Origin of the sequence: Pseudoalteromonas sp. 10-33, assembly GCF_001469195.1 — a bacterium.
Classification (GTDB): domain Bacteria; phylum Pseudomonadota; class Gammaproteobacteria; order Enterobacterales; family Alteromonadaceae; genus Pseudoalteromonas.
In genome coordinates, this window is sequence record NZ_LOFI01000012.1 from 327,539 (window position 1) to 341,210 (window position 13,672).

The following is a 13,672-nucleotide window of genomic DNA, read 5'->3' on the forward strand; positions in this document are numbered from 1 at the left end:
AACTAAAATTAGTGTTAAGTCACTGAAGTAAAATTGTGATTCATCTACTATCAATCATTAATACATTGAGTCTTTCTTGGGCACGTTTTTGATTTTTTAAATCGCTAGGCTCTATCATTTCACATTCATCGCGAATCATTTCGGCTATAAGGCTAGGGTATTGGCGACAATCTTCAGGTCGATCTAAGTAAATATTGCATATGAACTTATCTTTAGCGTTTTTGTCTTTTTTAGGCTCAATTGCTAAAAAAGGGCAGTCGCTTAATTTATTACCTGTGTCTGGATCAAACCAAATTTGATTACCTTGTACATATTGATAAATTTCAGGATTAAACAGTGCCCACATTTCTACTTCTTCTGTTGAAACGTCGAGGTCACCACCACCATATTTGGTACAGCATTTGCCACATTGGTTACACGCTTTCATAGCCTATCTATCTTTATATTTTTTGATAGTTTTGAGTGTAACAGCCCATCTTCAAATTGTTTGAAATTATTATTTTTATTAATTTAAACATTTCATACTTATGGATGAGCAGTAGATAAATTTAATTCATTTGGTGTCTTTCAAGAATAAAAGTAATTAAGGTTATTTAAAAGGTGTGGGTTTTTGTGACAGGGTAGAATTTTATAAACCACTTATACTTTAGTTATTATTTCGCATTTAAATTGTTTGCTGCACACTTTAATGTTGTATGATCGTCCTAAAGGCATATTTAATTAGCCATTTAAATCTATATTTTGCTATTTTAAGCATAAATACATTGAGGGTGATACGTAATGATGAATACAAAAGTATACAAAGCGGTACACGATTTGGCTGAAGAGTTAATGAATGCGGCAAATAAAAATGATCGTAAACGCTTTGAGTTACTTTTTTCTAAACTTAAAGCGATTTGTGAAGAAAACGAAAATACATCTAAAGATCACCCTGTTCAGTGGGAAACACTTGCTGATTTTACAGAAGAGTTAGAAGAAGCTATTACCACTTACGAAAAGGCATTAGCAAAATCCATTGCTATTAATAATAAAGACCATATGTCGTCGGTTGCATTTTCTATGGCGACATTACAATTAGAACTTGGCCAAAAAGAAGAGGCCATAAAAAATCTTCAAAGTGCAAAAGTTAGTGCAAATAAAATTGAAGATAAAGAACTTAAAGCCGAAATACATGACCTGTTAGAATCACTGGTTGAAGAAGAAGGCTAATTAAAAGCGCAATTTAATTTTTGCATATAGAATTAATGACCATGAAGGTAGCGTTTTAAAAGGGGAGTTATGTTCAAACACGGTTTATATTTATTTACATTTTTACCCTTCTTTACGCTTGCTAACTCTTTCAATCAGCAAATAACCGCAGCGCTGATTGAAAGGACCACACATAATATTACGTATGACGGCAGTTATCATTCAATAAAATATCCCGGTGGTGATGTACCAAGTAATATTGGTGTTTGTACCGATGTTATTATTCGCGCTTACCGTCAATTGGGTGTTGATTTACAACAAAGAGTACATGAAGATATGCGAGCAAATTTTGCTAGATATCCGTCTCAGCGAATTTGGGGTTTAAAAAAGCCGGATAAAAATATTGACCACCGGCGTGTACCAAACCTTCAAGTATTTTTTAAGTATAATGGCACAGAATTGGCCATTTCTAGCAACTCACGTGATTATAAAGTTGGTGATATAGTTGTTTGGAAGCTGCCTGGTAACTTACCTCACATAGGTATGGTTGTTACAGAAGCTTCAAACAGCACCGAGAAACCTCAAATTGTACATAATATAGGGCGCGGGCCAGAACTAAGCGAAATGCTATTTGACTATAAAATTACTGGTCACTATCGTTTTACTAATAAACACTATAATGACCAGTAAGGAATGTTACTGCTATAAAGGTATTTATTATTTTAGATTAATACGTATATCGCCGTTGGGTTTACTACAGCATAAAAGTATTTCACCGTCGCGAACAAATGCGAGTGGTTCTTCGTTATATTGAACATTACCAGACACTAAGGTTGCTCGGCAAGCACCGCAGTAGCCTTCACGACATTGATAAGCAACATCTATTTTTTGAGATTCTAAGCAGTGTAAAAGAGAGGGGCAGCCAGGGCTATATTCAATGCGCTGGCTGTTTTCTGCAAGTGTTACACTTGCAGTCGTTTCATTGCCCATTATAAATCAAAGTCACCAAATTCAGCTGCATCAACTTGTGAGTCTATTTGACCTACAAGGTATGAACTGATTTCAGCTTCTTGTGGCGCAACTTGAACATTATCAGATACTAGCCATGAATTAATCCATGGAATAGGGTTACTGTTGTTTTCAAATTGAGCCGGTAAGCCAATAGCAGTCATACGTGCATTAGTAATGTATTCAACATACTGACATAAAATATGCTTGTTTAAACCAATCATAGAGCCATCTTTGAATAGGTATTCTGCCCATTCTTTCTCTTGCTCCGCAGCTTGTACAAACATTTTAATTGCTTCGTCGCGACATTGGGCTGCAACAATTGCCATTTCTGGGTCGTCTTTACCATCTTGCATGATATTTAAAATATGCTGTGTGCCAGAAAGGTGAAGTGCCTCATCACGTGCAATTAGCTTGATAATTTTAGCATTACCTTCCATAAGTTCACGCTCAGCAAATGCAAACGAACACGCAAAGCTGACATAAAAACGAATTGCCTCAAGAATGTTTACCGACATCATCGCGAGGTAAAGTTTCTTTTTAAGTTCGAATAAATTAACAACCACTGTGTTACCATTAATTTCGTGCTTGCCTTCACCGTAAAGATTGTAAAGTGAAACAGAGTTAATTAAGTCATCGTAGTAAGTTGTTACTGCATCAGCACGTTCTCTAATTTTATCGTTACTAACTATGTCATCAAAAATAAGTTCTGGTGATTGTGTTACGTTACGAATAATGTGGGTGTATGAACGGCTGTGAATTGTTTCACTAAATGCCCACGTTTCTATCCACGTTTCTAGCTCTGGGATAGACACAATAGGAAGCAAGGCAACGTTAGGAGAGCGACCTTGTACACTATCGAGTAATGTTTGGTATTTTAAATTACTTAAAAATATGTGTTTTTCATGCTCTGGTAGCGCCTGAAAATCTAAACGGTCTTTACTCACATCGACTTCTTCTGGTCGCCAAAAGAAAGACAATTGCTTTTCTATTAACTTCTCAAAAATAGGATATTTTTGTTGATCGTAACGCGATACGTTAACGGTCTGGCCAAAAAACATTGGCTCTTGCATTTGGTTATTATGATTACGACTAAAAGTAGTATAAGACATGTTTATCACTCAAAAAACTATCAGAACAAAGCGGGCTGTATGCCCGCTTAAGATAAAATTAACGACTATATTTTACACGCGCCGCCTGCACAATCGTCATCTTCCACTTCTGGAGTGTCGTCTTGTGCATCAGATGCGCCATCACGGGTATTATGGTAATACAAAGTTTTGACACCCAATTTGTAGGCGCTAAGTAAGTCTTTTAATAAGACTTTCATAGGTACTTTACCGCCTTCAAATTTATTTGGATCATAATTTGTGTTTGCAGAAATAGTTTGGTCTACAAATTTTTGCATGATACCTACAAGCTGAAGGTAACCATCATTAGAAGGAATGTCCCAAAGTAACTCGTAGTTGTCTTTTAAACGTTCGTACTCAGGTACAACTTGTTTTAAAATACCATCTTTACTTGCTTTAACACTAATATGACCACGTGGCGGCTCAATACCATTTGTCGCATTTGAGATTTGCGATGACGTTTCTGATGGCATTAATGCACTGAGTGTAGAATTACGCATACCGTGTTCTTGTATGCTTTTGCGCAATGCATCCCAATCAAGCTGCAGCGGCTCATCACAAATTTTATCTAAGTCTGTTTTATACGTATCTGTTGGCATAATACCTTGAGAATACGTTGTTTCGTTAAACTTAGGACATGCACCACGTTCTTTTGCAAGTTCGTTTGACGCTTTCATCAGGTAGTACTGAATCGCTTCGAATGTTTTGTGTGTTAGTGCATTTGCACTGCCGTCTGAATAACGCTTACCATTTTTGGCTAAGTAGTAGGCGTAGTTAATTACGCCTATTCCTAACGTACGGCGTCCCATCGTTGCATTTTTAGCAGCAGGTACCGGGTAGTCTTGGAAATCGAGTAAATTATCGAGTGCACGCACTGCTAGTTCAGCAAGTTCTTCAAGTTCATCTAATGACTCAAGCGCACCAAGGTTAAATGCAGACAGTGTACATAATGCAATTTCGCCTTCTTCATCGTTAACGTTGTTAAGCGGTTTTGTCGGTAAAGCAATTTCTAAACATAAGTTAGATTGACGAATTGGTGCTACTTTCGCTATAAACGGACTGTGTGTATTACAGTGATCAACGTTTTGTAAGTATATTCGGCCAGTACTTGCACGCTCTTGTGCGAACACAGAGAACAACTCAATTGCTTTAATACGCTTTTTACGAATAGAGTCGTCTTGTTCGTATTTAACGTATAACGCATCAAATTCGTCTTGGTCTTCAAAAAACGCATCGTAAAGACCCGGTACATCTGATGGGCTAAATAACGTGATGTAATCGTCTTTAATTAAGCGAGAATACATTAGTTTGTTAAACTGTACGCCATAATCTAAATGACGAACACGGTTGTCATCAACACCACGGTTATTTTTAAGAACTAAAAGGTTTTCTACTTCTAAGTGCCATAGCGGATAGAATAAGGTTGCTGCGCCACCACGTACGCCACCTTGCGAACAACTTTTAACAGCTGTTTGAAAGTGCTTGTAAAAAGGGATACAGCCAGTATGGTACGCTTCGCCGTTACGAATATGGCTTCCTAATGCGCGAATGCGACCCGCATTAATACCTATACCAGCACGTTGAGAAACGTATTTTACTATCGCCGATGACGTTGCATTGATTGAATCTAGGCTATCGCCACATTCAATAAGCACACATGAACTAAACTGGCGAGTTGGCGTGCGTACACCCGCCATGATTGGCGTAGGTAATGAAATTTTAAATAGCGATACCGCATCATAAAAGCGCTTTATATATGAAACACGTGTTTCTCGTGGGTAATCTGCAAATAAGCTTGCAGCGACTAAAATATATAAAAACTGCGCACTTTCATATATTTCACCCGTTACACGATTTTGAACTAGGTATTTACCTTCTAATTGTTTAACTGCAGCGTAGCTAAAATTTAGATCACGAGAATGGTCTAGGTATTCGTCTAATTCATCAAATTCTTGTTCTGTGTAGTCAGCGAGTAAATGTGCGTCATAGCGCTTATCGCCAACCATTTTTGTTACATGGTCAAATAAACGAGGAGGCTCAAATTTACCATATGCTTTTTTACGTAAGTGGAATACAGCTAAACGTGCAGCAAGGTATTGGTAATCAGGTGATTCTTTAGAAATCTGATCGGCAGCCGCTTTGATAATCGTTTCGTGAATATCTTTAGTACGAATACCATCGTAAAATTGAATATGTGACTTTAATTCAACCTGAGAAACCGAAACGTTATTTAAACCTTCGGCGGCCCATTCTATAACGCGATGGATCTTATCAAGATCAAGAGGCTCTTTGCGCCCGTCACGTTTGCTTACAGATAACTGTTGGTTCATAGCTTTGCCTGTATTCCTTGGGGATAATGTATTTTTGACCAATGTTGTACGTCTCAAAAAGAGAAGTAGTGCTCATTTATTATAAGTTTTACCAAATCAGGTAAATTTAATTGAATAACATTTGGCCACAATATCTGGTGTTGTTCAATTTAGAGATCACAAGATAGTGTGGTCTGAGTTGATTTGCAAGGGGCATAATTGCCCCTATTTGTGGATAACGTTGGGATAACGTAATTGTGTTAGTAGGCATTAACCTTTGATCATTCATTTGAGTTGAAATTTTTAAAAATCAACTCAGGATCGACTAAATTTACACATTTTGAAAATAAATCTCGCCTGCTTTTTTTATCATCAAGCTTTGTGTATAAAGTGTCACAATCACAACATATAGTGTTTATATCTATAATGGGCACTATATATGGTTAAATGCGTCAATAGGGCTATACCAGTTAAAATCAGCTTTCCAAGTCAATGCTTCTGACTCGCTTGGAATGTAACCCCACAAAGCAGTCGCTGTGGGCATACCTGCTGCTTTACCTGCCTGAATATCACGCTCAGCATCACCTATGTATAAACAGCGAGCTGGTATCACGTCCATGAGTTTAGCGCAATGAAATAAAGGCATCGGAGAGGGTTTAGGTTCTTCAAGTGTGTCTCCGCTAATTACAACCGAAGCATTTTTTAAAGCGGGGATCGCAGCGACTAGCGGCTCGGTTAAAAAGCCGGGCTTGTTTGTCATGATCCCCCATTTGATCTTTTTGTGATCAAGTGCAATGAGTAGTGGCTCAATACCGGCAAAACAGTGGGTGTGCTTTGCAATGTTTTGTGCATAGTTATCGACCAGTTGCTTTATTAATTGTGCTTGTCCAAGAGAAGGCCATAACTCTTTAAAGCCAGCTTCTAATAATGCTGCTGCACCATTAGACGCTGCTGGACGATACACTTCACTGGTTACTTCAGTAGTTTGATTTGCACGCAGTACACTATTAAGAGCAGCGCCTAAATCGTCAGCTGTGTCGAGTAACGTCCCGTCTAAATCAAACAAAAATGCATCATATTGATAAAGTGCTGAAGGTAACTGTCCGCTCTTCATTAGCTCAACTTCTCAAAATGAAGAATATAGTTAACACTAACATCACTATTGAGTGTGTACTGTTTAGAAAAAGGGTTATACGTGAGCCCTGAGCTTGCACGTACTTTTAAGCCCGCTTCTTCGGCCCATGAAATTAGTTGTGCAGGTTTGATAAACTTATTATGGTTGTGTGTTCCATCAGGAACCATTTTTAATAGTTTTTCAGCACCTACAATGGCAAACAAGTAGGCCTTAGGAGTTTTGTTAAGGGTAGAAAAAAAAACGTCAGCACCGGGTTTTGCAAGTTTAGCAACCGCATGAATAATCGAAGCAGGGTCGGGGACGTGTTCGAGCATTTCCATACAGGTAACGACATCAAAGCGGTCAGGGTGCTCATCAGCAAATTGTTCAGCAGGTACTTTTATATATTCAACGGGTACATTTGTTTCTAAACTGTGCAACTTGGCGACAGTTAAAGGCTCTTGCCCCATATCAATGCCTGTTACTTTGGCTCCCATACGTGCCATGCTTTGGCTTAAAATACCGCCACCACAGCCTACATCGAGTGTTTCTTTGTCAAATAAGCCTTGAGCTTTATTTGCAATAAAATCTAGGCGTAACGGGTTAATTTCGTGTAAGGGTTTAAACTCACCCTCTAAATCCCACCAACGCTCTGCGATGGCTTCAAACTTTGCTATTTCTGCGTGATCTACATTTTGATGTTCGGTCATAAAATACTTCCTCGTCAATCTGAGGCCATTATATAGGCCTAAATTGATAAATCGCAAAGTTTTGCGCCTGTAAATTAAAATTAATTGTGATAGCATGTCTGTTAGTAATAATAACAATACTCTTTAAAACCTAATACCGGGTTATTAAGAGCTGCTACTGAAGGAATGTGATATCAAATGACTGATCTCGCCAATGAAATTCTGCCAGTCAATATTGAAGACGAGTTAAAAAACTCCTATTTAGATTACGCAATGAGTGTAATTGTAGGACGTGCATTACCAGACGTACGTGATGGCTTAAAGCCAGTTCACCGTCGCGTTTTGTTTGCAATGAACGAGCTTAGTAATGATTGGAACAAGCCTTACAAAAAATCGGCACGTGTTGTCGGTGACGTAATCGGTAAATACCACCCACACGGCGATAGCGCAGTTTATGACACGATAGTTCGTATGGCACAGCCATTCTCACTTCGTTATATGCTTGTTGATGGCCAAGGTAACTTCGGTTCAGTTGATGGTGATTCAGCTGCAGCAATGCGTTATACCGAAGTACGTATGGCTAAAATGTCACACGAGTTATTAGCCGATCTTGAAAAAGAAACGGTTGATTTCGTACCTAACTACGATGGCACAGAACAAATTCCTGATGTTTTACCAACTAAAGTACCTAATTTACTAGTAAATGGTTCTTCTGGTATTGCGGTAGGTATGGCAACAAATATACCACCCCATAACTTAACTGAAGTTATTAATGGCTGTTTAGCTCTTATTGTTAATCCTGATTTAACCATTACTGAATTAATGGATTACATCCCAGGCCCAGATTTCCCTACAGCCGCAATCATTAACGGTAAAAAAGGGATTGAACAAGCGTATCAAACCGGCCGTGGTAAAGTGTACATGCGTGCACGCGCCGATATTGAAACGGATGAGAAAACAGGTCGTGAAACAATTATTGTTCATGAAATCCCTTATCAAGTTAACAAAGCTCGTTTGATTGAAAAAATCGCTGAGCTAGTTAAAGATAAAAAGATTGAAGGGATCAGCGCATTACGTGATGAATCAGATAAAGACGGTATGCGTATCGTTATTGAGATTAAACGTGGTGACGTAGGTGAAGTTATTTTAAATAACCTATATGCGCAAACACAATTACAAACAGTGTTTGGCATGAACATGGTTGCGCTTATTAATAATCAGCCTAAGTGTTTTAATTTAAAAGAAATGCTTGAAGAGTTTATTATTCACCGCCGTGAAGTAGTAACTCGTCGTACAGTATTCGATTTACGTAAAGCGCGTGACCGTGCTCATATGCTAGAAGGCCTAGCAATTGCACTTGCCAATATTGACCCAATTATTGAACTTATTCGTAAGTCTCCTACACCGGCAGAAGCTAAAATAGCGTTAACTGCTCGCTCGTGGGAACTCGGTAATGTGAAAGCCATGCTTGAAAAAGCAGGTGAAGCTAACGTTGCTCGCCCAGATTGGTTGGCTGATGATTTAGGTATACGCGACGGCCAGTACTTCATTTCTGAGCAACAAGCTCAAGCGATTCTTGATTTACGCTTACACAAGCTAACAGGCCTTGAGCACGAAAAAATCTTAAGTGAATACCAAACACTGCTTGATTTGATTGCTGAACTGTTACACATATTGTCAACTCCAGAGCGCTTAATGGAAGTAATTCGCGATGAATTAGTTGAAATTAAGGCGCAATACGGTGATGAACGTCGTACTGAAATTAATGCAGCTGCGCACGACATTAGCCTTGAAGACCTGATTACTGAGGAAAATGTTGTAGTGACACTTTCTCACGAGGGGTATGTTAAGTATCAGGCATTGTCTGATTACGAAGCGCAACGTCGTGGCGGGAAAGGTAAGTCTGCAACGAAGATGAAAGACGAAGATTTCATCGAGCGTTTATTAGTTGCAAACACACACGATACTATTTTGTGTTTCTCTACAGCAGGCCGCTTATATTGGTTAAAAGTGTATCAATTACCACTTGCTAGCCGTGCAGCCCGCGGTAAGCCAATTGTAAACTTGTTACCGTTAGAAGCTGACGAACGTATTACTGCTATATTGCCAGTACGTGAGTATGAAGAAGATAAATATATCTTTATGGCAACTGCTTTTGGTACCGTTAAGAAAACACCATTAACAGCCTACAGCCGTCAACGTGCTAGCGGTATTATTGCTGTTAACCTTAATGAAGGCGACAGCTTAATTGGTGTTGATATTACCGATGGTACGAACGAAATAATGTTGTTTACTGATGCGGGTAAGGTTGTTCGCTTTAAAGAAGCTGAAGAATCTGCTGTTGTAGATGAAAACGGTAACCCAGTACTTGACGAAGAAGGTAACCCTGAGATTCGCTTCAAAGGTGTTCGTCCAATGGGTAGAACGGCAACCGGTGTACGTGGTATTAAAATGACCGACGAACAACGTGTAGTATCGCTTATCGTACCAAAAACTGAGGGTGCTATATTAACTGTAACTGAAAATGGTTATGGTAAACGAACTCAGCTTGAAGATTACCCATCTAAGAGTCGTGCAACACAGGGTGTTGTATCAATTAAGGTGAGTGAGCGTAATGGTGCTGTAGTAGGTGCTGTTCAAGTTGATGACAACGACGAAATAATGCTTATTTCAAATCGCGGAACGTTAGTGCGTACTCGTGTGAACGAAGTTTCAACGGTTGGTCGTAACACACAAGGTGTTATTTTGATCAGAACTATTGACGAAGAGCAAGTAGTTGGTTTACAACGTATAGAAGAAATTGAAGTTACAGAAAGTGACTTAATTAATACTGAAGACGTTGAAACAGTAGATACAGTTATAGATGAAGTCGTGGATGACACTCCGCCTTCAGAATAATTGAGATTGAAAAAGCGGCCTTGGCCGCTTTTTTTAATGTTGTTGAAAAAAATTAATACAGCGTGGATTTAATATTTTCATGTTGAGTATATAAATTACTGGAATGAGGCAAAGGTAATGAGTAAATATAATTTTTGTGCAGGGCCGGCTATGCTTCCGCAAGCGGTAATGCAAAAAGCACAAAAAGAATTCTTAGATTGGCAAGACATGGGCGTTTCTGTAATGGAAATTAGCCACCGCAGTAAAGAATTTCTAGCATTAACTGCAAAATGTGAAGCAAGCTTAAGACGCTTAATGAATATTAGTGATGAATTTGAAGTTCTATTTATGCATGGTGGTGGTCGAGGTCAATTTAGCGCAGTACCCCTTAATCTTCATCAAGCCGATAAAAAAGCGGTCTACTGTGAAAATGGAGTGTGGTCTAAAAGCGCTACAGACGAAGCTAATAAGTTTACTTCAACAATTAGTGTTGATGTACGCAACGATACAGATGGGCAATTTTCTATAAAAAACGTGGCTGACTGGGTGTTACCTGCAGATGCCTCATATATTCATTACTGTCCAAACGAAACCGTAGATGGCTTAGAAATTTTTGAGGTGCCAAGTCATCCAACAGCTCCCATTGTTGCCGATATGTCGTCGACTATATTATCTCGTGAAATCGACGTTAATCAATTTGATTTAATTTACGCTGGTGCGCAAAAAAATATCGGTCCATCAGGTATCGCTATTGTTATTGTGCGCAAAACATTACTTGAGCGTGAAGGACTAGCAAAACCAGGTATTTTAGATTATGCCCTTGAAGCTAAACAGGGCAGTATGTTTAATACACCACCTACATTTGCATGGTACTTAGCTGCTGAGGTGTTTGAATGGTTAGAAGCACAAGGTGGTGTAAAGGCGATGGAAGCACACAACATCGCCAAAGCAGAACTTCTTTATAATTTTATTGATGAGTCTCCTTTTTATACCAATAAAGTAGCCAAGCATTGCCGCTCACGTATGAATGTACCATTTTGGCTTAATGATGAAAGCTTAAATGAAAAGTTTGTATCACAATCTAAAGAAGCTGGTTTATTGGCACTTGAAGGTCACAGAATAGTAGGTGGTATGCGTGCAAGTATTTATAATGCAATGCCACTTGAAGGCGTACAAGCGCTTGTTGATTTTATGGCAGCTTTTGCGAAGGAGAATAGCTAATGGAGCAACTTCGTTTAGAGCCTATATCCCGTGTTAATGGGACTGTGACATTGCCTGGGTCAAAAAGTTTATCTAATCGGATTTTACTACTGGCTGCTTTAGCGAACGGAACAACAGTTGTTGAGAACTTACTCGACAGTGATGATATTCGTCATATGTTGGGGGCCTTAGCACTTTTAGGTGTAACAGTTACACTTAATGATGACCGTACAGTTGCAACCGTGCACGGTGTCGGTGGAAAATTTAAAACACCTAATGAGCCATTGTTTTTAGGTAATGCGGGCACTGCATATCGCCCTTTAACAGCAGTGCTTGCGGCTGTAAGTGGTGAGTATGAATTAATTGGTGAAGCACGTATGGAAGAGCGCCCAATAGGGCATTTAGTAGACGCTCTTCAAGCGCTTGGCGGTGATATTACCTACACAAAGCACAAAGACTACCCGCCGCTGAAAATTGTTGGTGGACAAATTAATGGCGGTGAAGTTGAAATTGATGGCAGTATTTCAAGTCAATTTTTAACCGCTTTATTAATGGCTGCGCCTTTGTTCACGGGTGATACAAAAATTACAATTAAAGGCACTTTAGTTTCTAAGCCGTACATTGATATTACATTAGGCGTTATGGCGCGTTTTGGCATTACCGTTGAACATTCAGATTATTCAACATTTAAAGTCAAAGGCGGGCAGCAGTATCAATCACTTGAGCGCATTATGGTTGAAGGTGATGCTTCATCAGCTTCTTATTTTGTAGCCGCAGCAGCTATTGCTGGTGGTGAAATAGAAATTAAAGGTGTGGGCGCTAAATCAGTTCAAGGTGATATTGGCTTTGCAAAGGTGATGGAGCAAGTTGGTGCAAAAATCGATTGGTATGATGAGCGTTTAGTCGTTAGAAAAGGCGACTTAAAAGGGGTCGACATAGACGCCAATGCTATACCTGATGCTGCCATGACACTCGCAACTGTAGCACTGTTTGCTAAAGGTCCAACAGCTATTCGTAATATTTATAATTGGCGTGTAAAGGAGACTGATCGACTTTACGCCATGAGCACAGAGCTACGTAAAGTAGGTGCAGAAGTTGTTGAGGGTGAAGATTTTATTGAAATAACTCCCCCATTAACATTTAATGATGTCGCCATTGATACTTACGACGATCACCGTATTGCTATGTGTTTTGCAATGGTTGCAGTAGGCGGAAAGCCTATAACAATCAACGACCCTAAGTGTACCTATAAAACATTTCCTACGTTTTTCAATGTATTAGCATCAGTTAGTGAATAGGCTTTTTATAACTATTTATAAAAAGTTACACACTAATAGCAGATATATTTTAATAACTGGCGTATAATGTCGCGGATTATTTAGGTGTGCATTGCAGGAGGTTTAAATGCAGGCGTTATTAATGCCCGTGATCACCGTTGATGGCCCAAGTGGTTCTGGTAAAGGAACTGTTTGTCGTTTGTTAGCCGATAAGTTGGGTTGGGATGTATTGGATAGTGGTGCAATTTACCGCGTTTTGTCCCTTGCAGCACTTCACCACCAAATCGCATTAGACAACGAAGAGGCACTTGTACCGCTGGCTGCAAATTTAGATGTGCAGTTTTTGGTAGATAGCCAGACTAATGCTGGAAAAGTTATTTTAGAGGGAGAGGATGTTACGACCACTATTCGTAATGAAGAAGTGGGCGCAGCTGCATCAAAGGTAGCTGCACTTCCTCGCGTTCGTGAAGCGCTATTGCGCCGTCAACGCGCTTTTAGAACCGAAAATGGTTTAATAGCAGATGGCCGTGATATGGGAACTGTTGTGTTTCCAGATGCGCCATTAAAGATCTATTTAACAGCGAGCGCACAAGAGCGTGCTCGTAGACGCTTTGTTGAGTTGAATGAGCGTGGGCTTGATGTTACACTAAGTGGTCTATTAGAGGACATTCAAGCTCGTGATGACCGTGATATGAATCGCGCCGTTGCGCCGCTTGTTCCTGCAGAAGATGCAATTGAACTCGATACTAGCGAGCTAAATGCACAGCAAGTATTTGATAAGGTTATGACTTTATTGGATGTAGCTATTTCTGAAGGAAAACTTCCTAAACGAAGTTAAACACATTTTATGCACCAGCAGGATGCCAGTGCTATTTTAACA

12 protein-coding genes are annotated in these 13,672 nt (G+C 39.4%); 6 read left to right on the forward strand and 6 right to left on the reverse strand.

What is annotated here, in order from left to right:
- Nucleotides 1-40 precede the first annotated feature (40 nt).
- Complete coding sequence (locus ATS76_RS09300) at nucleotides 41-427, reverse strand: YkgJ family cysteine cluster protein (RefSeq protein WP_058551898.1); 387 nt, start codon at nucleotides 425-427, stop codon at nucleotides 41-43.
- 353 nt (nucleotides 428-780) lie between these two features.
- Between ATS76_RS09300 and ATS76_RS09305 the strand changes: the two genes are divergently transcribed.
- Nucleotides 781-1,209 (forward strand): tetratricopeptide repeat protein, encoded by a 429-nt coding sequence (locus tag ATS76_RS09305; RefSeq protein WP_058551899.1) that lies wholly within the window; start codon nucleotides 781-783, stop codon nucleotides 1,207-1,209.
- 69 nt (nucleotides 1,210-1,278) lie between these two features.
- Entirely contained in the window at nucleotides 1,279-1,878 is a 600-nt protein-coding gene (locus ATS76_RS09310; RefSeq protein ID WP_058551900.1) for a DUF1287 domain-containing protein, read from the forward strand.
- 27 nt (nucleotides 1,879-1,905) lie between these two features.
- Here ATS76_RS09310 and yfaE read toward each other — a convergent pair whose 3' ends face one another.
- The 5 genes from yfaE to ubiG all read right to left on the reverse strand — a co-directional run bounded on the left by yfaE (nucleotide 1,906) and on the right by ubiG (nucleotide 7,459).
- Entirely contained in the window at nucleotides 1,906-2,178 is a 273-nt protein-coding gene (gene yfaE / locus ATS76_RS09315) for a class I ribonucleotide reductase maintenance protein YfaE (protein ID WP_058551901.1), read from the reverse strand.
- Nucleotides 2,178-3,308, reverse strand: a complete 1,131-nt coding sequence (gene nrdB, locus ATS76_RS09320; RefSeq protein WP_058551902.1) for a class Ia ribonucleoside-diphosphate reductase subunit beta — start codon at nucleotides 3,306-3,308, stop codon at nucleotides 2,178-2,180. The genes yfaE and nrdB overlap by 1 nt, the downstream gene beginning before the upstream one ends.
- Before the next feature lie 65 nt (nucleotides 3,309-3,373).
- Nucleotides 3,374-5,656, reverse strand: a complete 2,283-nt coding sequence (gene nrdA, locus ATS76_RS09325; protein WP_058551903.1) for a class 1a ribonucleoside-diphosphate reductase subunit alpha — start codon at nucleotides 5,654-5,656, stop codon at nucleotides 3,374-3,376.
- Nucleotides 5,657-6,068: 412 nt separating this feature from the next.
- On the reverse strand, nucleotides 6,069-6,749 hold the full coding sequence (locus ATS76_RS09330) for an HAD family hydrolase (protein WP_058551904.1): 681 nt from the start codon (nucleotides 6,747-6,749) through the stop codon (nucleotides 6,069-6,071).
- Entirely contained in the window at nucleotides 6,749-7,459 is a 711-nt protein-coding gene (gene ubiG / locus ATS76_RS09335; protein ID WP_058551905.1) for a bifunctional 2-polyprenyl-6-hydroxyphenol methylase/3-demethylubiquinol 3-O-methyltransferase UbiG, read from the reverse strand. The genes ATS76_RS09330 and ubiG overlap by 1 nt, the downstream gene beginning before the upstream one ends.
- Nucleotides 7,460-7,636: 177 nt before the next feature.
- Here ubiG and gyrA point away from each other — a divergent pair, with 177 nt between their 5' ends.
- From gyrA to cmk, 4 genes are all read left to right on the forward strand, one after another.
- Nucleotides 7,637-10,336 carry a DNA topoisomerase (ATP-hydrolyzing) subunit A gene (gene gyrA / locus ATS76_RS09340; RefSeq protein WP_058551906.1) on the forward strand — a complete coding sequence of 900 codons (2,700 nt, stop codon included), beginning with the start codon at nucleotides 7,637-7,639 and terminating at the stop codon, nucleotides 10,334-10,336.
- 117 nt (nucleotides 10,337-10,453) lie between these two features.
- Nucleotides 10,454-11,536: a 3-phosphoserine/phosphohydroxythreonine transaminase gene (serC, locus tag ATS76_RS09345; RefSeq protein WP_058403949.1), complete on the forward strand. Its 1,083-nt coding sequence runs from the start codon at nucleotides 10,454-10,456 to the stop codon at nucleotides 11,534-11,536.
- A complete protein-coding gene (gene aroA, locus ATS76_RS09350; RefSeq protein WP_058551907.1) occupies nucleotides 11,536-12,813 on the forward strand; it encodes a 3-phosphoshikimate 1-carboxyvinyltransferase in 1,278 nt (425 codons plus the stop codon). Before serC ends, aroA begins: the two co-directional genes overlap by 1 nt.
- Nucleotides 12,814-12,919: 106 nt before the next feature.
- Nucleotides 12,920-13,630, forward strand: a complete 711-nt coding sequence (cmk, locus tag ATS76_RS09355) for a (d)CMP kinase (protein WP_058551908.1) — start codon at nucleotides 12,920-12,922, stop codon at nucleotides 13,628-13,630.
- Nucleotides 13,631-13,672 lie beyond the last annotated feature (42 nt).

What these genes read in the sequence shown, in the direction of transcription:
- ATS76_RS09300 (WP_058551898.1), bottom strand. Translation starts at nt 427, where the DNA reads ATGAAAGCGTGTAACCAATGTGGCAAATGCTGTACCAAATATGGTGGT.
- ATS76_RS09305 (WP_058551899.1), top strand. Translation starts at nt 781, where the DNA reads ATGATGAATACAAAAGTATACAAAGCGGTACACGATTTGGCTGAAGAG.
- ATS76_RS09310 (WP_058551900.1), top strand. Translation starts at nt 1,279, where the DNA reads ATGTTCAAACACGGTTTATATTTATTTACATTTTTACCCTTCTTTACG.
- yfaE (WP_058551901.1), bottom strand. Translation starts at nt 2,178, where the DNA reads ATGGGCAATGAAACGACTGCAAGTGTAACACTTGCAGAAAACAGCCAG.
- nrdB (WP_058551902.1), bottom strand. Translation starts at nt 3,308, where the DNA reads ATGTCTTATACTACTTTTAGTCGTAATCATAATAACCAAATGCAAGAG.
- nrdA (WP_058551903.1), bottom strand. Translation starts at nt 5,656, where the DNA reads ATGAACCAACAGTTATCTGTAAGCAAACGTGACGGGCGCAAAGAGCCT.
- ATS76_RS09330 (WP_058551904.1), bottom strand. Translation starts at nt 6,749, where the DNA reads ATGAAGAGCGGACAGTTACCTTCAGCACTTTATCAATATGATGCATTT.
- ubiG (WP_058551905.1), bottom strand. Translation starts at nt 7,459, where the DNA reads ATGACCGAACATCAAAATGTAGATCACGCAGAAATAGCAAAGTTTGAA.
- gyrA (WP_058551906.1), top strand. Translation starts at nt 7,637, where the DNA reads ATGACTGATCTCGCCAATGAAATTCTGCCAGTCAATATTGAAGACGAG.
- serC (WP_058403949.1), top strand. Translation starts at nt 10,454, where the DNA reads ATGAGTAAATATAATTTTTGTGCAGGGCCGGCTATGCTTCCGCAAGCG.
- aroA (WP_058551907.1), top strand. Translation starts at nt 11,536, where the DNA reads ATGGAGCAACTTCGTTTAGAGCCTATATCCCGTGTTAATGGGACTGTG.
- cmk (WP_058551908.1), top strand. Translation starts at nt 12,920, where the DNA reads ATGCAGGCGTTATTAATGCCCGTGATCACCGTTGATGGCCCAAGTGGT.